Origin of the sequence: Microbacterium sp. NPDC057658 (genome assembly GCF_042799975.1) — a bacterium.
Classification (GTDB): domain Bacteria; phylum Actinomycetota; class Actinomycetes; order Actinomycetales; family Microbacteriaceae; genus Microbacterium.
Window position 1 is genome coordinate 2,083,695 of the sequence record NZ_JBHVHT010000001.1, and the last position, 24,625, is coordinate 2,108,319.

General features: G+C 66.7%; 30 protein-coding genes. 21 read left to right on the forward strand and 9 right to left on the reverse strand.

The genetic code is table 11. The features are described from left to right. Positions 1-76 precede the first annotated feature (76 nt). Positions 77-1,048: a sugar-binding transcriptional regulator gene (locus ACFU8V_RS09875; RefSeq protein WP_025103338.1), complete on the forward strand. Its 972-nt coding sequence runs from the start codon at positions 77-79 to the stop codon at positions 1,046-1,048. 12 nt (positions 1,049-1,060) lie between these two features. Here ACFU8V_RS09875 and ACFU8V_RS09880 read toward each other — a convergent pair whose 3' ends face one another. Beyond that, positions 1,061-2,212: a glutamate--cysteine ligase gene (locus ACFU8V_RS09880; protein WP_025103339.1), complete on the reverse strand. Its 1,152-nt coding sequence runs from the start codon at positions 2,210-2,212 to the stop codon at positions 1,061-1,063. Positions 2,213-2,420: 208 nt separating this feature from the next. Here ACFU8V_RS09880 and rpsP point away from each other — a divergent pair, with 208 nt between their 5' ends. Genes rpsP through ACFU8V_RS09910 form a run of 6 tightly spaced genes read left to right on the forward strand, consistent with a single transcriptional unit; the run spans position 2,421 to position 5,671 of the window. After that, a complete protein-coding gene (rpsP, locus tag ACFU8V_RS09885; RefSeq protein WP_025103340.1) occupies positions 2,421-2,858 on the forward strand; it encodes a 30S ribosomal protein S16 in 438 nt (145 codons plus the stop codon). A gap of 6 nt (positions 2,859-2,864) precedes the next feature. Further along, positions 2,865-3,095: an RNA-binding protein gene (locus ACFU8V_RS09890; protein WP_025103341.1), complete on the forward strand. Its 231-nt coding sequence runs from the start codon at positions 2,865-2,867 to the stop codon at positions 3,093-3,095. A gap of 1 nt (position 3,096) precedes the next feature. Beyond that, positions 3,097-3,693 carry a ribosome maturation factor RimM gene (gene rimM, locus ACFU8V_RS09895; RefSeq protein WP_126892983.1) on the forward strand — a complete coding sequence of 199 codons (597 nt, stop codon included), beginning with the start codon at positions 3,097-3,099 and terminating at the stop codon, positions 3,691-3,693. Positions 3,694-3,712: 19 nt separating this feature from the next. Further along, complete coding sequence (gene trmD / locus ACFU8V_RS09900) at positions 3,713-4,417, forward strand: tRNA (guanosine(37)-N1)-methyltransferase TrmD (protein ID WP_249521949.1); 705 nt, start codon at positions 3,713-3,715, stop codon at positions 4,415-4,417. Positions 4,418-4,457: 40 nt separating this feature from the next. Next, complete coding sequence (locus ACFU8V_RS09905) at positions 4,458-5,192, forward strand: class I SAM-dependent methyltransferase (protein ID WP_249521948.1); 735 nt, start codon at positions 4,458-4,460, stop codon at positions 5,190-5,192. Further along, positions 5,189-5,671: a pyrimidine dimer DNA glycosylase/endonuclease V gene (locus ACFU8V_RS09910; RefSeq protein ID WP_249521947.1), complete on the forward strand. Its 483-nt coding sequence runs from the start codon at positions 5,189-5,191 to the stop codon at positions 5,669-5,671. Before ACFU8V_RS09905 ends, ACFU8V_RS09910 begins: the two co-directional genes overlap by 4 nt. Here the strand turns inward: ACFU8V_RS09910 and map are convergent. After that, complete coding sequence (gene map / locus ACFU8V_RS09915) at positions 5,634-6,416, reverse strand: type I methionyl aminopeptidase (protein WP_249521946.1); 783 nt, start codon at positions 6,414-6,416, stop codon at positions 5,634-5,636. The genes ACFU8V_RS09910 and map overlap by 38 nt on opposite strands. Positions 6,417-6,525: 109 nt before the next feature. Between map and ACFU8V_RS09920 the strand changes: the two genes are divergently transcribed. The 9 genes from ACFU8V_RS09920 (at position 6,526) to ACFU8V_RS09960 (ending at position 12,965) form a co-directional block, all read left to right on the forward strand. Further along, positions 6,526-7,014 carry an MFS transporter permease gene (locus tag ACFU8V_RS09920; protein WP_249521945.1) on the forward strand — a complete coding sequence of 163 codons (489 nt, stop codon included), beginning with the start codon at positions 6,526-6,528 and terminating at the stop codon, positions 7,012-7,014. Positions 7,015-7,183: 169 nt separating this feature from the next. After that, a complete protein-coding gene (rplS, locus tag ACFU8V_RS09925; protein ID WP_025103348.1) occupies positions 7,184-7,534 on the forward strand; it encodes a 50S ribosomal protein L19 in 351 nt (116 codons plus the stop codon). Between the two features lie 119 nt (positions 7,535-7,653). Further along, positions 7,654-8,379 (forward strand): signal peptidase I, encoded by a 726-nt coding sequence (gene lepB, locus ACFU8V_RS09930; protein WP_025103349.1) that lies wholly within the window; start codon positions 7,654-7,656, stop codon positions 8,377-8,379. Next, a complete protein-coding gene (locus ACFU8V_RS09935) occupies positions 8,376-9,035 on the forward strand; it encodes a ribonuclease HII (RefSeq protein ID WP_249521944.1) in 660 nt (219 codons plus the stop codon). The genes lepB and ACFU8V_RS09935 overlap by 4 nt, the downstream gene beginning before the upstream one ends. 56 nt (positions 9,036-9,091) lie before the next feature. After that, positions 9,092-9,418, forward strand: a complete 327-nt coding sequence (locus ACFU8V_RS09940) for a DUF2469 family protein (RefSeq protein ID WP_017204525.1) — start codon at positions 9,092-9,094, stop codon at positions 9,416-9,418. 111 nt (positions 9,419-9,529) lie between these two features. Continuing rightward, a complete protein-coding gene (locus ACFU8V_RS09945) occupies positions 9,530-9,892 on the forward strand; it encodes a YraN family protein (RefSeq protein ID WP_249521943.1) in 363 nt (120 codons plus the stop codon). After that, complete coding sequence (locus tag ACFU8V_RS09950) at positions 9,889-10,569, forward strand: magnesium chelatase domain-containing protein (protein WP_308195772.1); 681 nt, start codon at positions 9,889-9,891, stop codon at positions 10,567-10,569. The genes ACFU8V_RS09945 and ACFU8V_RS09950 overlap by 4 nt, the downstream gene beginning before the upstream one ends. A 222-nt stretch (positions 10,570-10,791) precedes the next feature. Continuing rightward, positions 10,792-11,538 carry a hypothetical protein gene (locus ACFU8V_RS09955; RefSeq protein WP_249521942.1) on the forward strand — a complete coding sequence of 249 codons (747 nt, stop codon included), beginning with the start codon at positions 10,792-10,794 and terminating at the stop codon, positions 11,536-11,538. After that, the gene (locus ACFU8V_RS09960; protein ID WP_378870770.1) at positions 11,535-12,965 is read left to right on the forward strand and encodes an SIR2 family protein; all 1,431 of its coding nucleotides are present in this window, start codon (positions 11,535-11,537) and stop codon (positions 12,963-12,965) included. Before ACFU8V_RS09955 ends, ACFU8V_RS09960 begins: the two co-directional genes overlap by 4 nt. Here the strand turns inward: ACFU8V_RS09960 and ACFU8V_RS09965 are convergent. After that, positions 12,943-13,701 carry a ComF family protein gene (locus ACFU8V_RS09965; RefSeq protein ID WP_249521940.1) on the reverse strand — a complete coding sequence of 253 codons (759 nt, stop codon included), beginning with the start codon at positions 13,699-13,701 and terminating at the stop codon, positions 12,943-12,945. The genes ACFU8V_RS09960 and ACFU8V_RS09965 overlap by 23 nt on opposite strands. A 176-nt stretch (positions 13,702-13,877) precedes the next feature. Between ACFU8V_RS09965 and ACFU8V_RS09970 the strand changes: the two genes are divergently transcribed. From ACFU8V_RS09970 to ACFU8V_RS09990, 5 genes are all read left to right on the forward strand, one after another. Then, positions 13,878-15,041 (forward strand): hypothetical protein, encoded by a 1,164-nt coding sequence (locus ACFU8V_RS09970; RefSeq protein WP_249521939.1) that lies wholly within the window; start codon positions 13,878-13,880, stop codon positions 15,039-15,041. Positions 15,042-15,081: 40 nt separating this feature from the next. Continuing rightward, positions 15,082-15,984, forward strand: coding sequence for an abortive infection family protein (locus ACFU8V_RS09975; RefSeq protein WP_378870774.1), 903 nt, complete (start codon positions 15,082-15,084; stop codon positions 15,982-15,984). A 27-nt stretch (positions 15,985-16,011) separates the two neighbouring features. Then, positions 16,012-16,923, forward strand: a complete 912-nt coding sequence (locus ACFU8V_RS09980; RefSeq protein ID WP_249521937.1) for a hypothetical protein — start codon at positions 16,012-16,014, stop codon at positions 16,921-16,923. Between the two features lie 146 nt (positions 16,924-17,069). Beyond that, positions 17,070-17,753: a hypothetical protein gene (locus tag ACFU8V_RS09985; RefSeq protein WP_249521936.1), complete on the forward strand. Its 684-nt coding sequence runs from the start codon at positions 17,070-17,072 to the stop codon at positions 17,751-17,753. 13 nt (positions 17,754-17,766) lie between these two features. After that, the gene (locus ACFU8V_RS09990) at positions 17,767-18,870 is read left to right on the forward strand and encodes a helix-turn-helix domain-containing protein (protein ID WP_378870778.1); all 1,104 of its coding nucleotides are present in this window, start codon (positions 17,767-17,769) and stop codon (positions 18,868-18,870) included. 339 nt (positions 18,871-19,209) lie between these two features. Here the strand turns inward: ACFU8V_RS09990 and ACFU8V_RS09995 are convergent, their stop codons facing one another. The 6 genes from ACFU8V_RS09995 to ACFU8V_RS10020 form a co-directional block, all read right to left on the reverse strand. After that, the gene (locus ACFU8V_RS09995; RefSeq protein ID WP_378870781.1) at positions 19,210-20,043 is read right to left on the reverse strand and encodes a hypothetical protein; all 834 of its coding nucleotides are present in this window, start codon (positions 20,041-20,043) and stop codon (positions 19,210-19,212) included. Between the two features lie 3 nt (positions 20,044-20,046). Beyond that, complete coding sequence (locus ACFU8V_RS10000; protein WP_249521932.1) at positions 20,047-21,426, reverse strand: hypothetical protein; 1,380 nt, start codon at positions 21,424-21,426, stop codon at positions 20,047-20,049. A gap of 200 nt (positions 21,427-21,626) precedes the next feature. Then, positions 21,627-21,827: a hypothetical protein gene (locus ACFU8V_RS10005; protein ID WP_249521931.1), complete on the reverse strand. Its 201-nt coding sequence runs from the start codon at positions 21,825-21,827 to the stop codon at positions 21,627-21,629. A gap of 55 nt (positions 21,828-21,882) precedes the next feature. Beyond that, entirely contained in the window at positions 21,883-22,500 is a 618-nt protein-coding gene (locus tag ACFU8V_RS10010) for a hypothetical protein (RefSeq protein ID WP_378870785.1), read from the reverse strand. A 147-nt stretch (positions 22,501-22,647) separates the two neighbouring features. Then, positions 22,648-23,124: a hypothetical protein gene (locus ACFU8V_RS10015; protein WP_378870788.1), complete on the reverse strand. Its 477-nt coding sequence runs from the start codon at positions 23,122-23,124 to the stop codon at positions 22,648-22,650. 59 nt (positions 23,125-23,183) lie between these two features. Continuing rightward, positions 23,184-24,485, reverse strand: a complete 1,302-nt coding sequence (locus ACFU8V_RS10020) for an RES domain-containing protein (protein ID WP_249521928.1) — start codon at positions 24,483-24,485, stop codon at positions 23,184-23,186. Positions 24,486-24,625: the final 140 nt, after the last annotated feature.

Consider the following 24,625-nt stretch of genomic DNA (forward strand, 5'->3'; position numbering starts at 1 on the left):
ACCAGCATCGACCTCCGTGACGCCGCGCGCAAGCTCGCTGCACATATGTGCAAGGATCGAGGGAGAGGAGGTCATCATGGCGGGATCCGGAGCGCCATCGCGCGACGGCAAGCTGGTCGCCGCGCTCACCGCTGCGCAGCTCTACTACATGCAGGACAAGACCATGGAGGTCATCGCGCAGGAGCTCGGCACCTCGCGATCGTCCGTGTCGCGGCTGCTCAGCTTCGCGCGGGAGAGTGGCCTCGTCGACATCCGCATCAATTCGCCGCTGGAGCGCCTCGGGATGCTCGAGCAGCGCATCAGGGACCGGCATCGGGTGGTGGCGCATGTGGTGCCGATGGCCGAGATCGTCAGCGAGGTCGAACGTCTGGAGCGCGTCGCTCTGACCGCGGGACGACTCCTCTCGCAGTTCGTGGACTCGAACATGATCGTCGGCGTCGCGTGGGGATCGACGATCAGCGCGGTCAGCCGCGGTCTCACCCAGAAGGAGACGCACAACACGACGTTCGTGCAGCTCAACGGCGCCGGGAACACCCAGACGAGCGGTGTGGAGTACTCCAGCGACATCCTGCAGCGCTTCGGGAGCGCGTTCGGGGCGCAGGTGCAGCAGTTCCCGGTCCCCGCGTTCTTCGACGACCCCGCCACTCGCGAGGCGATGTGGCGCGAGCGCAGCACCCGGCGCGTCCTCGACCTGCAGGCGAAGATGGACATCGCCGTGTTCAGCCTCGGGTCCCCGGCCGCGGAGGTGCCCAGCCGGGTGTACGTCGGCGGCTACCTCGGTCGGGAGGACTACCGCAGTCTGCGGGAGGACCACGCGATCGGCGACGTGGCGACGGTCTTCTTCCGCGCCGACGGCTCCTGGCGCGACATCCGGCTCAATGCGCGGGCGACGGGGCCGGGCCTCGATCGGCTGCGGCGCGTGCCGAGGCGGGTCTGCGTCGTCTCCGGTGTGCCCAAGCTCGCGAGCCTGCGCGCGGCTATCGCCGCCGAGCTCATCACCGACGTGGTCCTGGACGAGGGGCTCGCGCGCCGGCTCGTCGAGGACTGAGGGGCGTTCGCGTCACTCGCCTTCGATCGAGGACTGCGGTCCGGTCCGGAACTCCCGGATGAGGTGCTGGACCACGGCGCGGAGGTCCCCGTCCGTGGCGTCGGCGACCGCGAGCTGACGGGCGTAGCTCGCTCCGCCGTCGAGGATCGTCGCGATGCTGCCGAACTCGCGCACGCACCCGAGCTCGACGGCGACCGGGGCCAGTTCCTCGATCTTCTCGGTCAGGTGCTCGCGCACGGGGCGCTGCGTGCCGATCGTGTCGACGATGACCCGGGCGTCGAGGCCGTATCGGGCCGCGCGCCACTTGTTCTCGCGGTGGAACCACGCGGGGAGGTCGGGCAGGGCGGCCCCTTCATCCAGGAGCCGGGAGAAGTGCTCGACGAGGACCTGCACGAGCGCGGCCACCGCGGCCATCTCGGAGAGCGTGGACAGGCCGTCGCACGCGCGGACCTCGATCGTGCCCCAGCGCGGGGCGGGACGGATGTCCCAGCGCACTTCCGTGGCATCGGCCATGACACCGGTGCGGACCATGTCGTCCAGGTAGCGCTCGAACTCCGACCAGTCGCGCAGCGGCCAGGGAAGGCCCGCCGTGGGCAGCTGCTGGAAGACGAGAGCGCGATTGGAGGCGTACCCCGTGCGTTCCCCGGCCCAGAACGGGCTGGACGCCGACAGCGCCTGCAGGTGGGGGAGATAGGCCGACAGTGCGTTGATGATGGGGAAGACCTTGCGCTGCTCGTCGACGCCCACGTGCACGTGGATGCCCCAGATCATCATGTTGCGCCCCCACCACTGGGTGCGCTCGATGAGGGTGTGGTACCGGGTCTTGTCGGTCACCGACTGGTCGTACCACTGGGCGAACGGGTGGCTTCCGGCGGAGAGCAGCTCGATCCCTGCCGGATCGGTGGCCGACCGCACGGCCGCGATCGCGTTGGCGATGTCGTCGACGGCGTGGGCCACGGAGTCGCCGATCCCGCTGGTCACCTCGATGGTGTTGGTCAGGAGCTCGCCGGTGACGGTGTGGCGTTCGTCCTCGCTCTCCGCCTCCAGCGCGGCGAGGAGCTCCGGCGCGCGACCGACGAGATCACCGGTCTCGGGATCGGCGAGCATGATCTCCCACTCGAGACCGACGGTGGAGCGGGCCGAAGCGGCGAAGTCGAGCTGCACGGGGACAGTCTGACACGGGGCCGGGCCTGCTCCGCAACGCCGTGTCGCCGGGTTTCGCACAAGGCGCACGCATCTGGCAGAATAGAGGGTCGGACGACGTGCTCGACCCTCTATCCAGCGCTCGTCCTCCTCATTTGAGCTTCCGCCGGGTGTGCACCCCACGCTCCAGGCGACCGGTTCGTTTCCTTCCACACCATTCAGGAGAATCGTGGCTGTCAAGATTCGTCTCAAGCGCATGGGCAAGATCCGCGCGCCGTACTACCGCATCGTCGTCGCCGACTCGCGCACCAAGCGCGACGGTCGCGTGATCGAGGAGATCGGCAAGTACCACCCCACCGAGGAGCCCTCGTTCATCGAGGTCGACTCCGAGCGTGCGCAGTACTGGCTCTCCGTCGGCGCGCAGCCGACCGAGCAGGTCACCGCCATCCTCAAGATCACCGGCGACTGGGGCACCTTCAAGGGCGACAAGGACGCGAAGTCCACCCTCAAGGTCGCCGGCGAGAAGGCCGCGTTCGAGGCCGACGCCTCGAAGAAGTCGGTCATCAAGCCCAAGGCGGAGAAGAAGGAGGAGGCCCCCGCTGCGGAGGCCCCCGCCGCTGACGCCGACGCGGAGGCCGCTGAGGCTCCCGCCGCCGACGCCGAGTAATCCATCGTGCTCGCCGCCGCGCTCGAACACATCGTCAAGGGGATCGTCGATCACCCCGAAGATGTGCGCATCCACGAATCCTCGTCGCCCCGTGGCGACCTGCTCGAGGTGCGTGTGCACCCCGACGACCGTGGACGCGTGATCGGGCGCGGCGGCCGCACGGCCAAGGCCCTGCGCACTCTCGTGAGCGCCCTCGCCGACGGGCGCCGCGTCCGCGTCGACGTCGCGGACGACTGACGTGGTGTCGCAGGACCGCATCCAGGGCCGCAACCAGCTGCGCGTCGGACGCCTGGTCAAGGCTCACGGGCTCAAGGGCGCCCTGAAGCTCGAGCTCTACACCGACAACCCGGAGCGGCGATTCGTCCCCGGGGCCGCGTTCACGTTGCAGGTGCCCGAGGCATCTCCGTGGCATGGCAAGGAGATCGTCGTCCGCGAATACCGCGTGATGAACGGCAACCCCGTCGTCTTCTTCGAGGACGTGGACGATCGCAACGCGGCCGAAAGCCTCGTCCGCGCCATCCTCTGGATGGACCAGGACGAGGACGAGACCGAGGACAACGCCTGGTTCGACCACCAGCTCGTCGGTCTGGACGTGGTCCGCGACGAGACCGTCGTCGGCCGCGTGGTCCGCGTCGAGCACCTGCCGGCGCAGGACCTCCTGATCGTGAAGCCGTCGACCGGCGGCACGGACGAGGTGATGGTCCCCTTCGTCGAGGCCATCGTCCCCACCGTCGACGTGGCGGCCGGCCGCGTCATCGTGACCCCGCCGGCCGGGCTCTTCGAGGAGCTTCCCGAGTCGGAGGACGGGACCGCCGCCTCCGACGGCGCCGAGTGACCGCTGATACGGTTCCCCCGTGCGCATCGACGTCGTCTCCATCTTCCCCTCGTACTTCGACGGACTGACGCTCTCCCTGCTCGGCAAGGCGCGAGGCTCGGGTCTGCTCGACCTCCAGGTGCACGATCTGCGCGACTGGACGCACGACCGCCATCGCACCGTCGACGACACCCCGTACGGCGGGGGAGCCGGCATGGTCATGAAGCCGGAGCCCTGGGGCCTCGCCCTCGATGAGCTCACGGCGGACGCCACCCCCGCGCCGACCATCATCTTCCCGTCGCCGGCCGGGGAGGTCTTCACCCAGGCGACCGCGCGGGACCTCGCGGGACGCGAGCACCTCGTGTTCGGCTGCGGGCGCTACGAGGGCATCGACGAGCGCGTCTTCGAGTACGCCGCCGAGCGTGGCGAGGTGCGGCTGCTGAGCCTCGGCGACTACGTGCTCAACGGCGGCGAGGTGGCGACGATGGCGATGATCGAGGCCATCGGTCGGCTGATCCCGGGTGTCGTCGGCAATCCGGAGAGCCTGGTGGAGGAGTCGCACGAGGACGGCCTCCTCGAGTACCCGTCCTACACGAAGCCGTCGGTCTGGCGGGAGCGCGCCGTCCCCGACGTGCTCCTCAGCGGCAACCACGGCGCGATCGCGGCATGGCGGCGTGAGCAGCAGCTCGTCCGCACCCGCCTGCGACGCCCCGATCTGCTGCCGGACGCGCCGACCGACGGCTGACCCTGCCATCCGTCGCGACGAGTGCTGTTAGCGTCGAGGCATGGTGGATGTGACACGCGCGCGATCGTTCGAGAGCATCGGCGAGGAGTACGACCGCTACCGGCCGGGGTTCCCGGAGCGCGCGGCCGACATCATCGTTCCGGACCGCGTGGCGACGGCGCTCGACCTCGGCGCCGGCACCGGGAAGTTCACGGGCCTGCTCGTCGCGCGGGCGACGCAGGTGATCGCGATCGAGCCGTCCGCGCCGATGCTCGCCGTGCTCGCGCGGACGCTCCCGACGGTCGACGCGCGGCCGGGGACCGCGGAGAGCATCCCCGTTCCGGACGGCTCCGTCGATGCCGTCAGCGTCGCGCAGGCGTTCCACTGGTTCGATCGGGACGCGGCGGCGGCTGAGATCGCCCGCACGCTCGTCCCTCACGGAACGCTCGGGCTGCTGTGGAATCGCGCCGACCCCGCCTGTGCCTGGGATCTCGCGTGCCACCGGGTGGCGCATCCCGCGGTCGGCGCGGACGACGACACCTCCGCGTCGGCGACAGACCTTCCCGGTTTCGTCCTGGAGATCCACGAGGAGGTGCGCTGGACCGAGCGGATCACCCGCGAGGACTACCTCCGACGGTGGGGCACGGTGAGCAGCTTCCTCGTGGCGGACGAGGCACAGCGCACGGCGATGGTGGCGGCCCTGGAAGCGGTGCTGGACGGCACGGATGAGACGCGGGGGAAGGTGGAGTTCGATCTGCCGCACCTCACCGACGTGTTCCGTTACCGCCGCGCATGAGGATCTGGTCGCTGCATCCGGAGTACCTCGACCGTCAGGGGCTCGTCGCCTGCTGGCGGGAGACCCTCCTCGCTCAGGCGGTGCTCGCCGACGCCACGAAGGGGTATCAGCGACACCCGCAGCTCGAGCGCTTCCGGGCGACGGCCGATCCCGTGGCCACGGTGGGTGCGTACCTGGTGGGCGTCGCCGATGAGGCGGACGAGCGCGGCTACCGTTTCGACCGCACTCGTATCCGGCGCGCGGAGTCGGCGGTGCCGTCGATCCCGGTCACCACGGGTCAGCTGGCACGCGAGTGGGAGCATCTGCGGGCGAAGCTCGCCGAGCGCAGTCCGGACGTGCTCAGCCGACACGGGTCTGTGGAGCTCCCGAAGGCGCACCCGCTGTTCGTCGTCGTGCCCGGGCCGGTCGCGCCCTGGGAGCGCGCCGACCCCGCGGCCGGAGTCAGTCGACGCCGAGGAACGAGCGATCCGTCAGGATGATCGGTCCGTCCTCGGTGATGGCGATGGTGTGCTCGGAGTGCGCGCCGCGGGAGCCGTCCGCGCTCCGCAGCGTCCACCCGTCGGGGTCGGTGACCAGCTCGTCCGTCGTCGCGAGGAACCAGGGCTCCAGGGCGAGCACGAGGCCGGCGCGGAGCGGGAAACCGCGTCCCGCGCGGCCGTCGTTCGCCACATGAGGGTCGCCGTGCATCGTGCGTCCGACGCCGTGGCCCCCGAAGTCGGTGTTGATGGAGTAGCCCTCGCCGTGCGCGACGTCGGCGATCGCGGCGGAGATGTCGCCGATGCGCTTTCCGACCACCGAGGTCTCGATCGCGGCGGCCAGCGCGCGTCCCGTGGTGTCGATGAGACGGAGGTCCTCGTCCCGCGGCGTACCCACGACGAAGGAGACCGCGGAGTCGGCGACCCAGCCGTCGACCGAGACGGCGAAGTCCAGGGTGACGAGGTCGCCGTCCCGGAGCGCGTAGTCGTGCGGCAGGCCGTGCAGCACGGCGTCGTTCACCGAGGTGCAGATGACCTTGCCGAAGGGGCTCGCCCCGAAGGACGGGTGGTAGTCGATGTAGCAGGACTCGGCGCCGGCCTTGCGGATCATGTCATGGGCCCGGCGGTCGATCGCCAGGAGGTTGGTGCCGACCTTCGTCTCGTCGCGCAGGGTCGCCAGCGTCTCGGCGACGAACCGGCCTGCCGCGCGCATCTCATCGATCTCGGCAGGGGTGCGCAGTTCGATCATCAGTGTCCTCTCGTCGTCTCCATTCTCCCTGATCGGACGGGGTGCCCGGCGCCTGCCGCTCTCAGCGAACACCCGTGACGCGCAGGCGCGGTCGCCGTAGCATCGGAGCATGTGGATCCGACAGGCCTTCTTCCGCTGGCTGCTGCCGTCGGCGTTCCTCCTGCCGCTGTGGCTGCTCATCGGCTGGGCCGTCTTCCAGGGCGGCTGGTCGATCCTCTGGGTGCTGCTCATCGCGATGCCCTCGGTGTTCCTGGGGCAGCTCCTGCTCACGCTGCTGACGCGCTCCCGTCCGTCGGTCCGCGCCGAGCGTGCCGTCTCGTGGTGGGACGTCGCCGGGTTCGGTCTCTGGCACGCGCTCACGATCGCGGTCGGCTTCTTCATCGACGGGGCGTTCGGCTGGCTCCTCGCGGCCGCCATCGTCGTAGGCATCGCCCTGGTCTGGCTGCAGCTGTGGCAGCTCTGGGACGAGGCGCGGGGGAGTGGGACGCGCATCCGCGAGACCATCTCCTGGTCGACGATGACGCCGCCGCGCACCGAGAGCCCGCAGACGAGCGTGCACGAGGTGATCGTGGTGCGGGAGACCGACGACCGGCTCTGACCCGCCGTTTTGGCCGGGCCTGTCATCCGTGGCAGAATGGTTCTTTGTGCCGTGACCGGCTCTGCCCCAGGGGAGCCCGCGGACGCGTCAGCGCCGTTCGGCACACTCCCATTCTTGTTCCTTCCTAATCCGTGCATCCGACCTGAGGCGAGTGCAGAGAGAGACGATCATGCAGATCCTCGACGCCGTCGACGCGGCTTCGCTCCGTTCCGACATCCCCGAGTTCTTCCCCGGTGACACCGTCAAGGTGCACGTCAACATCACCGAGGGCAACCGCTCCCGTATCCAGGTCTTCCAGGGCGTCGTCATCGGCCGCCAGGGTGACAGCGTCCGCGAGACCTTCACCGTCCGGAAGATCAGCTTCCAGGTGGGTGTCGAGCGTACCTTCCCCGTGCACTCCCCGGTGATCGACCACATCGAGGTCGTCACCCGCGGTGACGTGCGTCGCGCCAAGCTCTACTACCTGCGCGAGCTCCGCGGCAAGAAGGCGAAGATCAAGGAGAAGCGCGTCAACAACTGACGCGAAGCTTCTTCACAGCACCCCGGGACACGATGTCCCGGGGTGCTTTCGTTCTGTCCCCGGTGTGCGAACCTTGTTACTGCCGTGCGCTCACGGTGCACTCTTCGAGAAGGAACCAGATGACTGACTCTCCGTCCGCACGCCCGACACGACGGCGGCGCGGGTTCCTGGTCTTCCTCCGAGACGTGCTGGTCATCGTCGTCATCGCCGCGCTGGTGTCCTTCGTGATCAAGACGTTCGTCGTGCGCTCGTTCTACATCCCCTCGGCCTCCATGGAGCGGACGCTGCTGATCGACGACCGCATCCTCGTCGACGAGCTCACGCCGCGGTGGACCGGCTACGAGCGCGGCGACATCGTCGTCTTCAAGGATCCGGGCGGGTGGCTCGACCCGATGCCGCAGGCGCCGGCACAGCCGCCGCTGGTCAAGGCCGTCGACTGGGTTCTCACCTTCGTGGGCATCTCGGCGACCGACACCCAGGACCACCTCGTCAAGCGCGTGATCGGGGTCGAGGGCGACCACGTGGTGTGCTGCAACGCGCTGGGGCAGATCACGATCAACGGCGCCCCGATCGACGAGCTGAGCTACCTGAACCTCCCCGAGGGGGACACCGCGGCCTCCAACGAGCCGTTCGACGTCGTCGTGCCGGAGGACTCCGTATGGCTCCTCGGCGACAACCGGGACCGCTCCCGCGACGCCCGCGCACACCAGGAGCTGCCCAGCGGCGGTTTCGTCCCCGTCTCCAACATCGTGGGCAAGGCGTTCCTGACGACCTGGCCGCTCGACCGATTCGGACCGATCGACGGCCACCACGACATCTTCACCGGAGTGCCGGACCCCGAATGACCGTCATCACGCCTCGACTGACCCTGGAGCGGAAGCTCCTGGGGGAGTGCGACCTCATCATCGCCCTCGATGAGGTCGGTCGCGGCGCACTGGCGGGACCGGTGGCCGTCGGAGCAGCCGTGATGGACGCCACAGGCGCCCGCCGTCGGGTTCCGGAGGGCCTGCGCGACTCGAAGCTGGTCCCCGAGCGCCGGCGCCCCGACGTCGCCGCCCGGGCGGCCTCCTGGGTGCAGGCCTCGGCTGTCGGCTGGGCGACCGCGGCGGAGGTCGACGAGGTCGGGATCATGCGGGCGCTGGGGCTCGCCGCCTCGCGGGCCGTGGAGGGGGTCGTGGCGCTGGGCGCGACGGTCGAGAACGCCCTGGTGCTCCTCGACGGCAACCACGACTACGTCTCGCGTGTGCATCCCGTGCCCCTGCGTGTGCGGCCCGTCATCAAGGCGGATCGCGACTGCGCCTCGGTGTCCGCGGCCTCGGTGATCGCGAAGGTCGCGAGAGACGGTCACATGGCGGAGCTGCACGAGGGTCACCGTGACTACCAGTGGGATCGCAACAAGGGGTACGCGAGCCCGGAGCACCGGGAGGCCATCCGCTCGTTCGGGCTCTCCCCGTTCCACCGGTCCTCGTGGGCGATCGCCGAAGCGCCGACGCTGTTCTGAGAGGCCGCGCCCGGGATGCCGCGACCGGCGCCGGACGACCATAGGATGGACTCATCATGGATGAGGAAGCCTTCGACGACTACGACCGCGAGCTGGAGCTCGCGCTGTTCCGCGAGTACCGCGACGTCGTCTCTCAGTTCCAGTACGTCGTGGAGACCGAGCGTCGCTTCTACCTGGCCAACGAGGTCAACGTCGTGCGGCGGGACACCGAGCACGACTTCTACTTCGAGATCTCCATGAGCGACGTGTGGGTGTGGGACATCTACCGGGCCGACCGCTTCGTGAAGGCCGTCCGGGTGCTCACGTTCAAGGACGTGAACGTCGAGGAGCTCCAGCGTCGCGAGTTCGAACTGCCGCAGGAGCTCTCCCTCGACGGAGAGTGACGCGGCGCGCCGTTCCTGCACAGCGGTGACATTCTGCGCCGTTTCCACAGCCTCTGGACTGGTCGCGCGGGACCACGGCGGTGACAGGGTGCTGACGTCCATCCTTTCGGGATGGCAGCGAAAGACGACCTCGGGCGAGCCGGGGAGCAGCAGGCAGCGGACTATCTGACGACACGCGGGTATCGGATCGTCGATCGCAACTGGCGGTGTCCCCAGGGGGAGCTGGACATCGTGGCGATCCTCGGGGCTCACCTGTCCGTCATCGAGGTGAAGACGCGGCGGTCGACGGCGTTCGGGCACCCGTTCGACGCCATCGACGACCGGAAGCGTCGGCGGCTGTGGCGGCTCGCTCATGCGTGGCGGGCGGAGCATCCCGAGCTGGCGCGCGGACGGGTCCTCCGGGTGGAAGCGATAGGTATCACCGGTGCATCCCCGGAGACAGCCACCGTCGAGCACCTCGAGGACATCGCATGAGCACCGCACGCACGTGGTCCGTGGCGCTCACGGGAGCGGACGGGCACGTGGTCGAGGTCGAGGCCGACCTCTCCCCGCAGACGCCGGAGTTCCGCATCATCGGGCTCCCGGACAAATCCCTCGGGGAGGCGGTGCAGCGCGTGCACAACGCCTGCGTGAACTCCGGACTCCCGCTTCCGCAGCGGCGCCTGACGGTGAACCTCTCACCGGCGAGCCTGCCCAAGCACGGCTCCGCCTTCGACCTCGCGATCGCGGTGGCCTGCCTGGCCGCGAGCGATGTGATCGCTCGGCGCGCCGTCCGGCAGACCGTGCACCTGGGGGAGCTCGGGCTGGACGGGCGCCTGCGTCCCGTGCCGGGCGTGCTTCCCGCCGTCTTCGCCGCCGCCCGTGCGGGGTTCGAGCGTGTGATCGTGCCCCACGGCAACGCGACCGAGGCGGGTCTCGTCGCCGGCGTGGAGGTGCGTGCCGCCGCCTCGCTCGCGGAGGTCGCCACCTGGCACGGCGCGGAGGTGGACGTGCCCGACGTCGAGCCGGTCCCGGGGCCGCACCCGCCGGAGGACGACCCCGATGAGCGCGATCTGAGCGATGTCCTCGGACAGGAGGAAGCCGTCGAGGCGCTCATCGTCGCGGCCGCCGGTGGCCACAACATGCTCCTGAGCGGTCCGCCAGGCCAGTGACCTCAATCGAACATGATGAAACGACGTCGGTTCGGGGCCGAGGAGAGGGCTTTTGGGTGCGACGATGATCGGGCAACAGCGTTGATCGATCCGCACGAGCTCGCGTATGGGGGATACGATCCGCGGACGCAACACATACGGCGTGTCGTTTGGCGCGACCAATGTCGGAGGCCGGCCCTATCTTCGGGGATCATGGAACGACGAGGGGAAGGGAGTTCCGGGATGAGCACATTGTTCGACGAGGTTGAGGCGCTCACCGCTGCCGTCCTCAAGAACGTGCCGGTTGGAAGCACGATCCGGGTGAGCTTCATCAAGGGTGCCCCACGGGTGCAGCGCCGTGTGGCGGGCGCTGAGGCGAGCGAGCTGCTCATCGAGCAGGCGCGTGCGATCCGTTCAGCTGAGGGGATCCCGTTCTGGCACGCGCTGTTCATCGCAGGTGAGCTGGCGCCCGCTGGCGTGCCGACCGACATCCTTCGTTCGGCGATGTACCACCAGGACCCGTCGCAGCATGAGACGGTCGAGATCGCGACGTCGGATGAGACTCCCGCGCAGCTCGCGGAATTGGCTTCTCGCACGCCGGCGCATGGGCGCGACTCGATCGCGTTGCAGTCACGCGTGACGCTCGCCGACGGTGAAGACCGATTCCTACCGATGCTCGACTTCACCTCGAAGGCCGTCCGTCCAGGGTCCGCTTCAACCGTGCGTGCTGCGGTCGAGGTGCTCGACACCGCGGGTATCCTCTGCTCGTCGGCGCGCTCGTTCCACTTCTACGGGCACCGGCTCGTGTCCAGAGACGAGCAGCTGGACTTCTGGGCGCGGGCGCTATTGCTTACCCCGATCGTCGACGAGCGGTGGATCGCACATCAGATCCGTGGGCAGGTGGGTGCGTTGCGGTTCTCCGCGAATGAGCGCGGGATTGTGCCCAAGGTGATCGCAGAGATCACGCCGTCCGAAGATGTTCCGGCATGACCGTCTCAGCCAAGGAACTTGTGGCGAAGTACGCGGAAGCGGTCGCCGTTGGAGACGCGGCGCTCTTTGTCGGTGCCGGTACATCTCAAGGCGCGGGGCTTCCGGGGTGGACTGAGCTCATTGAGGAGGCGCGCGCCGCGGCGGACGTTCCGAGCCAGATCTCGGACGCTGTGCTCGCAGCGCAGTACATCGCCAACACTGACGGCCCAGCCGCGCTCCACGCGGCCATTCGACGGAAGATCGATGTCGATGTCCGGCCGACGGACGTGCATGCGCTGCTTTCGCATCTGCCGATCCGTGACTTCTGGACCACGAACTACGACCTTCTCGTCGAGCAGTCACTGGAAGCCGAGCATTTCGACTACCAGTGGGTCGTGGGGGAGCAAGACTACGTGGTCAAGCCTGCCGCGGGCACGTGGGCGAAGCGGGTCACGAAGATGCATGGTTCTCTCACCAAGGGGACGCCGGGAGAGCGGGGCTGGCAGGTCGACCCGGTGATCACTCGGTCCGACTTCGAGCGCTACGAGGAGCAGCATCCGATCACGTGGACGCGCCTGCGCGCGTCGTGGCTGACGAACAGCTTCCTCTTCCTCGGGTTGAGCTTCGACGACCCGAACCTAAACCTGCTGCTACGGCTGTCGCGCTCCCTGCCTGCGCACATCGACGCGCCACCGCACTATGTCGTGTTCGCCGAAAAGGCGGACCCGGTGGAGAAGAGACTTCAGCAGCTTCGCGTGTCAGACTTGGAGAAATCCGGGGTGAACGTGCACATGATCCAGTCACATGCAGACCTTCCAACGCTCCTGAGCCAGCTCGAGGTGAGATGCCGCGAAGCGCTCCTCTTCGTCTCAGGAAGCTTCGCCGCAGACGGGACGAGCGATCAGGATCGGTTCGCGACGACGGTCGCTCAGAACATCGCGACGACGCTCGCCGCGTCGGATCCTCGGACAAGGCCGATCGTGGCGTCGTTCGGTGGCCCAGCTGGGCAGGTGGTGAGCCGTCAGTTCCGAGACGCGCTGGCCCCGTCCGAGTACCGGCCCGAGCTGGTTCGCTTCTACTATCGCAAAGCGGAGACAGGCGATGAGTCGATCCCGGTCGAGCACCGCGTCGGCATGGCCATCTTCACCGAGCGGACGCTCGACGACATGCGTGCCTTCGTCTTTCCGCAGGCACGCGCGATGGTCGTGATCGCTGGCAGCGCCCGGACTGGCGAAGAAGCAGGAGTGGCACGTCAGCACGGCGTTCTGGTGATCCCGGTCGGCGCGACCGGGGGAGCGGCGAAGGCCCTTTGGGACACCATGACACCCGCCGACCTCGGACTCGACAGCGAGGACGAGTTGGCGTGGTGGGATCAGCTGAACAGCGGATCGGCCACGCTCGCCGCTCATGCCGCCGGGATGTTGATCAAACGGCTGATGTTCGAGTAGCGTCGCGCACGCCGACCGCCCAGGTGAACGGCGCAGCGGACTGCTGTGCGAAGACGGCGGCGCTCTGCTCGCTGTAGCCGGGGTTGTACCGACGGCCGATGACGCAGAGCGCGGCGACTTCGGCACCGATGCGCCGGAGCGCGTACGCGGCGCTCTGCGCACGAGCGCCGGATGTGTAGACGTCATCGAGGAGGAGAACCCGCCGTCCGCGGAGGTCCTCGGTAGCCGCGAACGCGCCCTTGTTCGGTTGGTTGTGGCCGAGGCTCTCGGGCGTCCGACTCAGTCCGTACGTGACCTCGAACGGCAGCGATCCCCGCTCCTGGAGAAGCACTGCCAACGGGTGCGGGGGAGGGCGGAGCGTTGAGGGAACGATGATCGCGCCATCCGCCCCAAGGGCGCCGGCCCACTCATGGTTCTCGGCGAAGAACCGCTCCAGCACAGTCCCGATCGCCGCCCGAGCGTTCTCATCAGCGGCGACGTCGCCGTCATCCTTGTAGAACGTGAGCCAGTCACGCAGACGGCTCGGCTTCGCGTACAACGAGATCGGGATGATCGGCTGGACGTTGCCGTCGAGCGCGCGCGAGTTCTCGTCGCAGTTAAAGCACATGTCGATCCGACCGGCGAGCAGGCCGTGGCACCACGGACACACGCCCAGAGCGGCACCTGGGGGCAGCACAAGAGCCGTGTCCTCGTCCCCCGCGCAGAAGGCGATGGGAGCGTCCGCGGCATCGTGCACGCGATCGAGCGTAGCGGCGATCGAACGGACGTAAGGATGTCCAATGTCACCGCTACGCTAAGCGGAATCGGCGGTGGCGCCGAGGTGAGTGGAGCGCCGGATGCCGATTGAATCCCAGACAATCCGTAAATGGGCGCTCCGAGTGGTGCCACAGGCTCGCTGGGAGGCTCCCACTCATGTCTGATGAACCCGAGCCCGCGGAAGGCGCTCAGGACCATGAAGAGCGATCTGAGAGCCCAGGGGGCCGGGTCGACTCAGATGGAGGATTGGTGGTTCTTGGGGGACAACCTGCCGCATTTCGAATGCCGGGCGGTTTCACCAAGTCGCTGTTCCCGTCGGGCTTCTCGGCGGTTGACCTGATTGCGCCGATTAACGCCAGGCTGCAGGAGCAACTCGGTTCGCTGATCAGCCCGATGACCGAGCGCATGATCAACCAGATGACAGCAGCGCTGCCGACCGCCAGCCTGCTCAAGTCATCGGCAATCAGGTCGCCGATCTTCGAGCCTCTGTCGAGTCAGTTCAGCGTGATGCCCAAGCCATGGGTTGCGAACCTGCCGACATTGAATCTTGTTAGCCCCGCGACCACTTCGATCCTCAACAGCATCGGCGAGCGGTACACGAAGATCGTGGAGGGGCTGCACGCCTCCATCGGGCCGCTGATCGACCCGAAGGTAGTCCAGAGCCTTAGACTTTCGCTCTTGCCTCCGAACCTGCGGAGCGTCGCTGATGAGATCGGCTTCACCGACGTGCACGAGTTCATCGAGCAGGAGGGCATCCCGCTCTATCTCGTTCCGCGCGGGCGGACAGCTGTGCGGCTTCTTCGTGCCAAGGACAGAGCAGCCCGGCGTCGTGTTCTGGGCGAGTGCTTTGCGACCCTGATGGATGACTGCGAGGCAGTGCTCACGAACGTGACGCACACCGGCCTACGTGAGGAAGTGGCGTTCGCCCTCGATGGGCTGGGTGCGATGAGGGCGGGACATACGCGTTCGGCCCAGGCGATGTTCACGGTGACGCTCGACACGCTGATCTACGGCTTCTACCCGGATCGGAACGAGCGCAAGGCACTCACGAATCGGAAGAAGGACGCGGACGTTCCCGAGTCGTTCAATGACATGGGCGTTCATGAGGCGATGGTGTGGTTGCCGATCTGGAACGCGCACGAGCAGTTCTGGAAGGACAAGGGCGACGAGATCCCGCGACACTACTCGCGACATGCCAGCGTGCACGGCGTCTCCTCACGCCAGTTCAGCAAACGAAACTGCGTACAGGTGCTCATGCTCGTGACGAGCCTGATCGGGCATGCGGAGCGAGTCATGGGTGAACGATCCGGTGCTCGTTAGGTGAGAGCTCACCCGCCCGTATCCTCGGATCATGGGCAGGATGAACGAGATCTCCGCGCAGATGCGTGCTGACATCTTCGACTGGCTGGCGCTCAGTCCGTATCACTGGTCCGGCACCGAGGACGAGGATGACTTCCTCTCGCGCATCTACGACCTCTCCGCTCTTCCATCAACAGATTCTCGACCGCAGTTCCGGACCGCCGCTGAAGACATCTGGCAGCATCGTGTCCGCAACCACGACTGGGATAGCAACTGGGTCTTCGGAGACACACGATTCAACCTCCGGCATGTCGAGGACGAGGAGTTCCTCCGGTTCCTCGTCGATACGGTCAACCCGACAGTCAGGCGTGACCCGAGCGCGGCGTCCACGATGGTCGCCAGCTACAACGGTGTCCTCCGTACGAGCGGCTACGAACTCGTCCAGGATCGCAAAGTCGGAGACTCCGTGTACTACCGGGCGCGCACGACACTCACGGGAATCAACTCCCCAGGCGAAGTCCAGGTAATCCAGCTGGACACGACAAACTCGACGGTGCTCCACACGCAGCTTCGGCGGCTCAAACGGGACATCGACACCGACCCTTCGGCGGCGATCGCTCACTGCAAGGAGCTGATCGAGAGCCAGTGCAAGATCGTCCTCACCGCTCTGGGCCAGTCGTACGGCGGGGGAGACGAGCTTCCAAAGCTCTATCGATCGGCGTCGGTAGCTCTGGGGATCCACGCCGATTCGGTTCCTGGCAACGCACGAGCCTCGGAAGCTGTGAAGGGGGTGATGCGCAGTCTGTCCGCGGTCGTGCAGAGCGTCGCAGAGGCGCGAAACGCGATGGGCACGGGGCACGGGGGTGAGAGCGAGAGCCCGGCGACACGAGCCCACGCCCGGCTGATCTTCAATGCAACGGTGGCGATCACCGAGTTCATCGCCGATACCTGGGTGACACGTTAGCCGCCACACGGCTGCGATGGGAAACTGATGATGGTGCGCGGTATCGAGGCAACCGACGCCGAGCGGGAGCGTGCCAACGCTCGGACCGAGTCGGTCGTACTGAAGACCCTCTCGTCACCCGTGCTCGATGCCGCGAAGTCCACCGAGGGCATCGTGCTGCGTTCGAACTATCGAACCCCGATGCAGAGGTCGATTCTGGACCGTGCGTTCACGGAGGCAAAAACGCTGAACGCGACCGGCCATCTCACGGACGCTGTACTCCAAGCCGAGTACGGCATGCTCAGCGCTGTCGATCACGCGAGGGCATTTGCGACTCTCATCCGGAGTGCACTACGTCACTCCACAGCACTCTTGACGCTCACCCGCGGAACGCTTGAAGCGCTTGCACGGCCTCGCTGGATCATGCATGATCTTGACTTCCTTCAGCTGGCTCATCGTTCGCTCTCGCTGCTCTACTCAGATCTTCGGTATCCGGAGCGGCTTGGAGAGTTGTTGGTAAGTCGCGACGGCGAGGATGTCGATCCGGGCGAACGGCGTCGGCACCATGAGTCCGAGCTTGAACGACTGGGACTGCCGCGGCCGATAAGGGTCGATAGCTCGACGCTTGTCAGCGAACTCGTCGACAGCGACCTCGCGCATCAAGACGGAAAGCGCTTGTATTCATTGCTCTCCGCAGTCGCCCACGGTCATCGATTCGCGGTCAACGCTTTCATTCGAACCTCGCAAGACAACACGATCTTGGGGCTGTCGCCGACGCTCCCGATCGTGACCGAGTTTGCTTTCCAGATCGCGGTCACGTTGATCAGTACCGCGGAGGCGATGGTGCGATGGTCCGGAGATCCCAGTGACGAGCGATCCCGGATCGATGCGACCTGGACCCGGTTCGGCGCCCGATTGGACACGCTTCCCACCGAAGCCTTTGGGCAGAAGGAGCTCTGAACCGCTCCCGGCCACGATCTACATGATCCCGACGCGAGCGACACGCCGGACCACTTCTGAAGCAAAAATGCACGGATTATGTGTCAGACTAAAGTGAATCGACGGACGGATCTCCACCCGTCGAGCCCGACTTTGGAGGTCCTCTGATGGTTCCGAACTCGCCCGCTGATGCTCTTGGGCCGCACGCCGCTGATGCCCGTGATCTCCTCGTCGAGGTCGTGCACGCGCGGCACGATCGAGCGGCGGAGGCTCATGATGCCGCGGCGACCCGATACACGATCGGGTTCGGCGGGCAGTGGCGCGACCTGCTCGAGGACACGGTGGACGCGTTCAAGGACCGCGGCCATCTGCCCTACAAGCTCAGGCCGGCGGGTTACCGGCTCCCGATCGTCAACGGATGCCTGGTGTTCGTCTGGCGAGTGCCCGCGACGCCTGACGCGGTGAGCGGGTTCGCGTCGAGCGTGACGAGGATGAACGGCTTCTTCGCACAGGAGCCGATCGACTTGTTCGGGTCGAGCTTTGTCGACGGCGGTGAAGAGATCCGCAATGAGAGGGAGCAGGCCGAGTTCGAGCGCGCCCTCAAGGCGGCTGGTGCGGTCATGCCTGTAGTGCTCGTCATGGTCCATTCCACGCCCCGCCAGCTGACCTCCATCGACTGGGCAGTCGCCGAGTACGCGAACGGCGCGGTGCGTCTGCACGGCGAGGAGACCATTTGGGAGTCCACGCTCGGCGATGAGACTGCGACTGTCAATGTCGAGTCGTTCGACAGCGGCACGCCCGTCGCGCCGGCCGTGGAGCTGCAGACGCAGGACCGGCGTTCGGATGCGTGACGATCGACCAGGCTTGTTCGAGCTGCCGGGATCTCCCGTCAACCACGGCAGGTTTGAGCCCGCACGGTTAACCCAGGCGCGTGTGCGACAGGGGATCAGCAAGACGGATCTCGCCGGTTCGGTGGGCGTGTCCGCGGCTGCGATCGGGCAATACGAGGCAGGGGTCAACTCGCCTCGACCCGATGTGCTCGACCGTCTCGCCGTCACGCTGAGTGTGCGTCCGGACTTCTTCAGCGTGGGGCGGCCGTTGGCGCGCATCGACACCGTGAACGCGCACTTTCGCAGCCTGCGCTCCGCTCGCGTCAGTGACCGGCAACGCGCCCTGGCAACGGCGACCCTGGTATGGGAGCTCACCTTCGTGCTCGAACGATACGTGCGTCTCCCCGAGGTCGACCTGCCTAAGCTCTCTCCGGGGACGAGCCCGGCGGACGCTGCGTCCGCACTTCGGCGTCACTGGGGCTTGCCGGACGGGCCGGTCAAACACCTGGTCGCCACCGCTGAGTCGCACGGGATCGTGGTCGCCGTACGACCGCTCGGCGAGGTTGACGCAGTCGACGCGTTCTCTGTGGTGATCGTCGATCGCCCGATCCTCCTCACGACGCCGCGACGGAGTGAGAACGTGTTCCGGCACCGGTTCTCGATCGCCCATGAGATCGGACATCTGCTGCTGCACGCAGATACGGGGGAGCAATCCGCTGCGATCGAGCGAGAGGCCGACGAGTTCGCGGCGGCGTTCCTGACGCCTGCAGCGTCGATGGACGTGGCGCTCCCGCAACGCCTCGACCTCGCCGCCCTGGATCGGCTCGGGAGGACGTGGGGCGTGTCGCCGCACTCGCTGGTGCGGCGGATGGTCGAGCGCGGACGCACCACCGATTCGTCCGCGCGACGTGCATACCAGCGCCTGGCCATGGTCAATGACCCGGCTGCAGACCCGACGAGCGCGTATCCCGGGGAAGTACCCACGTTGCTGAGCAAGGCAGCGGAACTCGCGGCGGACCATGGCGTCGCCGTGCCCGCGCTGGCGGAAGCGCTCAAGCTGACGCCTGCACAGGTGCGCGACTTGCTCGGGCAGCCGGACCGACGACCGGTGCTCCGGATCGTCGGTGACGATGCTTGACAGGTGACGCGAGCGGCGCAGGCATTCCCGGATCGATAGGCTTGTCACAGTTCCGCCCGTCGTGGTCTGGGTCGGGGTGCTGGTTCGAGGCCAGTGACGGGACGCCTGTGTCACTTCTGTTCTGCATGATCGCTCTGCTCTTCATCCACTACATCGCCATCAGTCCGCGACCGAAGAAGAAGTCATCGATCAACTGGGAGGAGAAGGCTATGAACGCGATCACATCAATGTTCTGCGCGGTGGCGTCTCTGAGGGAGTGGTTCCCGCTCCAGACCAGGACGAGCGGCCGTATCTAATCACTCGTCTCGGGCGCGGATCTGCCTCTGGTGATCGCAGTTCCTAAGTTCCGACGACATCCAGGATCGCGAGCGGGCCGAGGTAGTCGTCCGCGATGGGGACCTGCTCCCAAGCGATCGTGTCACGCGGTGCGGGGTAGATCTGAAGGGCCGTGTCTATCTTGACGTCCGTCGGTCGGAGACCTTGCGGAACGTGCACCACGACGCCCACGAGGTCCGCGACTCGAATGTGGGTGACGAGAGTCAGCTCCGTGGCGCGCAGGACATCCTCAGCGCCGAGTTCTCCGGAAGTTGCTATCTCGGGAGACTTCTGAAGCCAGTCGAATACTCCGTCCTGGGTGCGGACTCGGAACAGGGGTACCGCGAAGCGTTCCGGGATCTCGGTCGCGAGGCCGTGCCGCGATTCCGCATCCACGAGCAGTCTGAACGGCTGGGAGACGTTGAGGTTGACCGCTGTCTTGGCGAACCAGCGCGCGAGCGTCTCGGCTTCGGTCGCGGTGATCGTCCCGGTCGGTGCGGGCGCCGTGAGGACTGGCGTGACGGCGCGTTCCAGTGCGGACATCCATCCGTTGTTGCAGGTGGCGCAGACTTCGCCGTTGACGTGGGCGCGAAGCGGGCGTTCGCCGCGTTCCGAGAGCTTCGCGCCGCCGAGGAGGACACTGATTCTGTGGGGCTGCACGCGTTCATCCATCGCACCGTGATGCCTGAGCAGCCACTGCGGGAAGATGTGCTCCTTCGTTCGTCTGCCGGCCCGAGCATCGCAGAACCAGCAGAACGGGACAGGCTCGATCACGCGCGCAGCCCGCAACCCTCCAGACGAGTGGAGGTTCTGGTCGAACTTCCGCAGCATCGCCGGATCGATCGAGTTCTCGGGCACCGGCTACGCCTCCTGCTTCGTGTTGAAACGGCCAGTTGTCGCCTTGAGCACGGCGCGAGCATCCTCGTGCGACATGTCGCCCAGCGCAACGCTCTGACGGAGGATGAACAGCTCTCTTGTGTCGATCAGTCCGCCGCCGTGATTCTCGGCGAATCCCGCGAGGTCGTCATCACGGTTGTCGAGAGCCCGGGGGCGTTGCGCCGGATCCTCGTTTCGGAACCCGTTGACTACGTACCAGAGTGCGTCTGGCACGCGTCCTTCGGCTGCTGCGTACGCCGCCGCTGCGGCCGCGAGCTGCTGAAGGTCGTTCGACTTGGCGGCGCCGGCGTAACCCTTCACTTCGACGAGGGCGACCCAGTCGCCGTCGGAGACTCGGAGGTCCTCCCGCTTCTTCCCCTTGTGCTGAGGGAGCGCGTCAGCATCGACAACCGCGAACCCGAACCCTTCAAGGGCCGTCTTCACAGCAGCGACGAGCTCGTCGCCGGCGTCGGAGACCAACGACCGCCAGACCTCCCCAGCCGACAAGCTCGCGTCCAAGCCGTCCGTAAGCTGCCGACGCCGGGCGGCGGCCTTGGCAACGCGTTCAGCCTCCGCCTCATCGAACGCGACGAGGCGCGCTCGCGCATCAAGCTCGGCGGGTGCGCTCCACGCGTCCGACGTCCGCCACTCCGCTCCCTCTGGGAACGCGTCGGGGTCATGGGCACGCCAGTGGGCGAACGCAACCCGAACCCAGTCCGCAAGAAACGCGCGCGCGATATCCGGCAACCAGAATGCCGAGTCGCTGCGCGTCGGGTCATCAACCGTTTCGAGGAGCGCGGCGAGGCACATACCGTTAGTCAGGCGCTCTCGGAGAAACGGTGTCTCCTCGCGATCTGGGTAGACCGGGGTAGTAAATCCAGAATAGGTAGCGCCCTGGGCGGGGCGACAGGATCGCTCGACAAGGCTCGCCACGCCGAGACTCCGCGCCTTCTCGGTTACGTCGAAGTCACGCGCGGGCTTGAACCGGGTCCGACTCGCGGTGGGCGTTCGGCCACTCCCATGCACGCCACCAGAACTCGGCGCGACACGGGGGCGCTCTTCCGGAGGTTTCGCCGCGGCGGCGAACGCGATCCGCCGATTCATGAACCATGATGAATCACTGAAGTTCGCGCCAGTGTGGATGAGCACATCGTGTTCCTCGGCATGAACGTCGTAGATGCTCGAGGCTTCCACGATGCTGCCTGCGACTGGCCGGATCGCCTGGATCTCGTCGGGCGTCAAGCCGATGGCGAGAACGCGCGGGCGCGTGGCGTCGGCAGAGAAGAGTGCTACGTCTCGCGGGTTTTGCTGCGCCTGGTCTGTCGGAGACAGGACGGTTTCCTGCTCGCGTACCTCCTCTGCCATGGCACGGACCCTTTCGATTCACCGTTGCTGACGAGAATATCGTCGGGTCAAATCAGTACATCGGACGGCCCGACATGTCCTGGAGAATTCACTTACGACTCTCGTCGCTGGTGCTGACTGCCTCGCTGATCTTTGCGACGCGGAGCTGGCGAGTCTCGATCTTCGGTCCCACCGCCGAGCGAGCCGCTGCTGAGGCCCGTTTACCGTCGTCCTTCGAACGGATCGATGAAGGAGTGGACACCGTGGTCTGGGCAGACGAACGCGATCCGAATGCCGGCGCCCTCGATGTCGGTCGGCTCAGGCAGGCAGTCCGCGCCGCATTCGGCACAAGTGCGATAGCCCTCGTTCTTCGGGACGCGGATCTCGAGGCCGTCGGCGCCGTCGAAGCGTTCGTAGTCCATTCGACGACTCTACGCAGGTGCTTAGACCGGTTCGCGTCTGTCGACCGGCCGGGTTTCAGCGCGCCAGATGGACCCCACGGATCAGTACGCCAGGGGCGGTCACGTCGTGCACTCCAGGAATCTGGGGCTCGAGCATCGTCGAGATCGGCACCGGCTCGGGGTCAATGGGATCCAAGGCTTCGCGACCGACGGATACCCACACCCGTGTACCGCTTGCCAGTTCAAGGATCGGCCCGACACGAGTCGGGTGGTCTGGGACGTCGGCATCTGCCTTCGTCATCCAAACGTTGGCCTTGGTCAGCTCGTCCCATCGATCTCGGACTTCGACGCGCTGATACCGCTCAGGCGCGGTCCACGGTCTGAGCGCCGCCCGAGTTACGCCGACCACAGATGCGAGTCGTTGACCGTCGACGAAATCGGGCGGGGCATACTTCCATGGCGCGCGATCGATGTCCGCTGGAAGTCGCGCCTCAGATGAAGAATGGCTCTCCGCAGTCTCGGCGGGGCGCCATGCGACCTCGCCGTGCAGGGAGGTCTTCCACTGGGGCACACCAGGGTCGGCGATGTACGTGTCCTCACGGTGGCACCACACGCGAAACTGCCCCACACCGAGCCCCGCATTGTGGCCGGACTGGATAGCGAAGGTGAATCGAATCGCCTGCGATCGCGCCATGGGGCCATCATGTTGCCAGAGTCACGACCGCGCAATCCCTGCCTTGGTGTTGTCGCCGATGAGTTGGGGCTCGCGGAGCGGACCACGACTGCATAGACCCCCGGTTCCGAAGGGCGCGCTGCCCTCTCGCCCAGCGCGGTGGATCTATTAGGGCCAGACCTGACCGTCGTAATGCCCAACCTGCTCTACGTGCGCCGCGCGCCCCTCGAGCCAGGCCACGACGGCCGGGTCGGTCGCCGCGTCAGCGGCGTGTCGAAGCGCTGCGGCGGCGATGTCTGCGGCGAAGGCTCCGTTGATCGCGTTGAGGCGCGCATGGTGTTTGTGCTCAATGTGCTGCTGTCCGCCTCGCGAGCTTCGGAAGCGTGTCGGCTGCCACGGCTCCGGCGCCCCGCGCCACCCGCATGTGCACACGGGCACGAGATCGCCCTCGACAGCTGCGCGCCGTTCATCGAGCTCGCGAGAGGCCGCCACCTCGAGCGGCGATCGTCGAGTCTCGATCGCTGCCACGAGTTCGCGTTCCTCAGCGCTGAGTTCCCTGGTCAGCGCCCATCCGGCGAACCTATGCTCGGGGAGTTGGGTGCGGCCCGTCATCCGGACATTCTTGCAGTCATCGATTCCCGTCATGCCTCGATCGCGCGGCCGTCGAGTTCCAGCTGGACATCTCTGGCCGCGCGAACGGGGGATTACGCGCGAGACGGTCTGGTGATCACCCACTCCGTGGCCGTCCGATGCGCGACCGGGATCGGCTCGACCTTCCGGTTCACCTCGTAGGCGACGACACTCGCTGGGTCGAGCGTGAAAGCTGGCCCGACGGGTTCGTCGTCGCCAAGCAGATCGGCGGTGAGGCGCGTTCGAGGTATACCGACAGGCTCCACCGGGGCGGAGACGTCCACGACGTTGTCGGCGTCGACGAAGAGGATGTACGTCGACGCACCCGTCTGGCTGCTGCGCATCTCGATGCCGTCGATCTTCGCCGACGGGGCCCAACGGAGGTACTCGGTGAGCACCTGGGTGGGAGCGTACTCAACATGCTGCCGATCATCGGCGATCACAGGACGAGACAGATCGGCGGCGAACTGATCGAGAAATGAGAGCATCCGCATCTCGGCCCAGTGGTCGGGGTCGAGCGGTGACGGTCGTGTTCTAACCTTTGTCAGATCCAGGATCCGCAGGTCGCGTTGGCAGGTGAACTCACCGATGACCGCGAACGGCCGGACATCGTGGACGGCGATCTCCGCCACCGCCGTGACAGGGTCCGCAGAGCAGTAGAACATGGGGATGCCGGCGGGGGACATCCGGTTCGCCGCGGCCTTGTCGCCGGGGGCGGGACCGAGATCTTCTGCCGTGTCGTAGAGCTTGCCAGTGAGTTTCTCCGCGGGGCGGCCACGGTAGACGAGTGTTCCCGGTTCCATCGTGCGCACCAGGCTGTGCTCGCCCTCGACGTAAAGGAGGAGCTCCCCAAGAAATGACGAGACACGCGCCATCGGGGATCGGCCATCCTCGTCGCCAGGGACGATGAATCGCGACACGTGCCTCGCAGTATGGACGAACTCGGACCAGCTGAGCTCCAGATCGTCGGTTGCCATTCGACTGAACCAAGTTCCCACTTCCGGGTCCCCGATCGCCTTGGTCAGCGCATCGGCGACGTGGTCGACCACGCTGTCGTCGAAGATTCCTTGCGCGAACTCGTTCACAGTGAGCCCTGTGTCCTCCAGCCCTTGGTACTCATGATCCCAATAGGGCGCGTCGTCGGCTCGTGTGTAGAAGGTCCAGAATCCGTTCATGAAGATCTCCTGGACACCGCTGAACGACACGGCAAAGGCGTCGTCTTCGCGCGTGCGGCCACAGAAGGAGCACGATGCCTCGGAGGCGAGGCCAGCATGGGTGAGGAGATATGAGTCCGTGAGGTGATCCAGGCAGATCGTCATATCGTCGAGTGAGTCGTATCCGCGTTCGTGTGCCGCGATCGCTTGCTGCTTCGCCATGCCCATAGCCGCGATCTAAGCACATCGCTCGTCCCGCCTTCACTGCGGTGAGTGCGCCGGCGAGCGCGCGGTACGTCCCCAATTCTGCTGCGGGTGCGAGCTCCGCGTCGTACGGGAGCCGACGCCTGACGCCTCACGAC

What these genes read in the sequence shown, in the direction of transcription:
- ACFU8V_RS10020 (WP_249521928.1), bottom strand. Translation starts at nt 24,485, where the DNA reads ATGGCGAAGCAGCAAGCGATCGCGGCACACGAACGCGGATACGACTCA.
- ACFU8V_RS09955 (WP_249521942.1), top strand. Translation starts at nt 10,792, where the DNA reads ATGAGCACATTGTTCGACGAGGTTGAGGCGCTCACCGCTGCCGTCCTC.
- ACFU8V_RS10000 (WP_249521932.1), bottom strand. Translation starts at nt 21,426, where the DNA reads ATGGCAGAGGAGGTACGCGAGCAGGAAACCGTCCTGTCTCCGACAGAC.
- ACFU8V_RS10010 (WP_378870785.1), bottom strand. Translation starts at nt 22,500, where the DNA reads ATGGCGCGATCGCAGGCGATTCGATTCACCTTCGCTATCCAGTCCGGC.
- ACFU8V_RS09970 (WP_249521939.1), top strand. Translation starts at nt 13,878, where the DNA reads ATGTCTGATGAACCCGAGCCCGCGGAAGGCGCTCAGGACCATGAAGAG.
- ACFU8V_RS09935 (WP_249521944.1), top strand. Translation starts at nt 8,376, where the DNA reads ATGACCGTCATCACGCCTCGACTGACCCTGGAGCGGAAGCTCCTGGGG.
- ACFU8V_RS09910 (WP_249521947.1), top strand. Translation starts at nt 5,189, where the DNA reads ATGAGGATCTGGTCGCTGCATCCGGAGTACCTCGACCGTCAGGGGCTC.
- ACFU8V_RS09960 (WP_378870770.1), top strand. Translation starts at nt 11,535, where the DNA reads ATGACCGTCTCAGCCAAGGAACTTGTGGCGAAGTACGCGGAAGCGGTC.
- rplS (WP_025103348.1), top strand. Translation starts at nt 7,184, where the DNA reads ATGCAGATCCTCGACGCCGTCGACGCGGCTTCGCTCCGTTCCGACATC.
- ACFU8V_RS09985 (WP_249521936.1), top strand. Translation starts at nt 17,070, where the DNA reads ATGGTTCCGAACTCGCCCGCTGATGCTCTTGGGCCGCACGCCGCTGAT.
- ACFU8V_RS10015 (WP_378870788.1), bottom strand. Translation starts at nt 23,124, where the DNA reads ATGACGGGAATCGATGACTGCAAGAATGTCCGGATGACGGGCCGCACC.
- ACFU8V_RS10005 (WP_249521931.1), bottom strand. Translation starts at nt 21,827, where the DNA reads ATGGACTACGAACGCTTCGACGGCGCCGACGGCCTCGAGATCCGCGTC.
- ACFU8V_RS09950 (WP_308195772.1), top strand. Translation starts at nt 9,889, where the DNA reads ATGAGCACCGCACGCACGTGGTCCGTGGCGCTCACGGGAGCGGACGGG.
- map (WP_249521946.1), bottom strand. Translation starts at nt 6,416, where the DNA reads ATGATCGAACTGCGCACCCCTGCCGAGATCGATGAGATGCGCGCGGCA.
- ACFU8V_RS09875 (WP_025103338.1), top strand. Translation starts at nt 77, where the DNA reads ATGGCGGGATCCGGAGCGCCATCGCGCGACGGCAAGCTGGTCGCCGCG.
- ACFU8V_RS09940 (WP_017204525.1), top strand. Translation starts at nt 9,092, where the DNA reads ATGGATGAGGAAGCCTTCGACGACTACGACCGCGAGCTGGAGCTCGCG.
- lepB (WP_025103349.1), top strand. Translation starts at nt 7,654, where the DNA reads ATGACTGACTCTCCGTCCGCACGCCCGACACGACGGCGGCGCGGGTTC.
- ACFU8V_RS09980 (WP_249521937.1), top strand. Translation starts at nt 16,012, where the DNA reads ATGATGGTGCGCGGTATCGAGGCAACCGACGCCGAGCGGGAGCGTGCC.
- ACFU8V_RS09920 (WP_249521945.1), top strand. Translation starts at nt 6,526, where the DNA reads ATGTGGATCCGACAGGCCTTCTTCCGCTGGCTGCTGCCGTCGGCGTTC.
- ACFU8V_RS09905 (WP_249521948.1), top strand. Translation starts at nt 4,458, where the DNA reads ATGGTGGATGTGACACGCGCGCGATCGTTCGAGAGCATCGGCGAGGAG.
- ACFU8V_RS09975 (WP_378870774.1), top strand. Translation starts at nt 15,082, where the DNA reads ATGAACGAGATCTCCGCGCAGATGCGTGCTGACATCTTCGACTGGCTG.
- ACFU8V_RS09945 (WP_249521943.1), top strand. Translation starts at nt 9,530, where the DNA reads ATGGCAGCGAAAGACGACCTCGGGCGAGCCGGGGAGCAGCAGGCAGCG.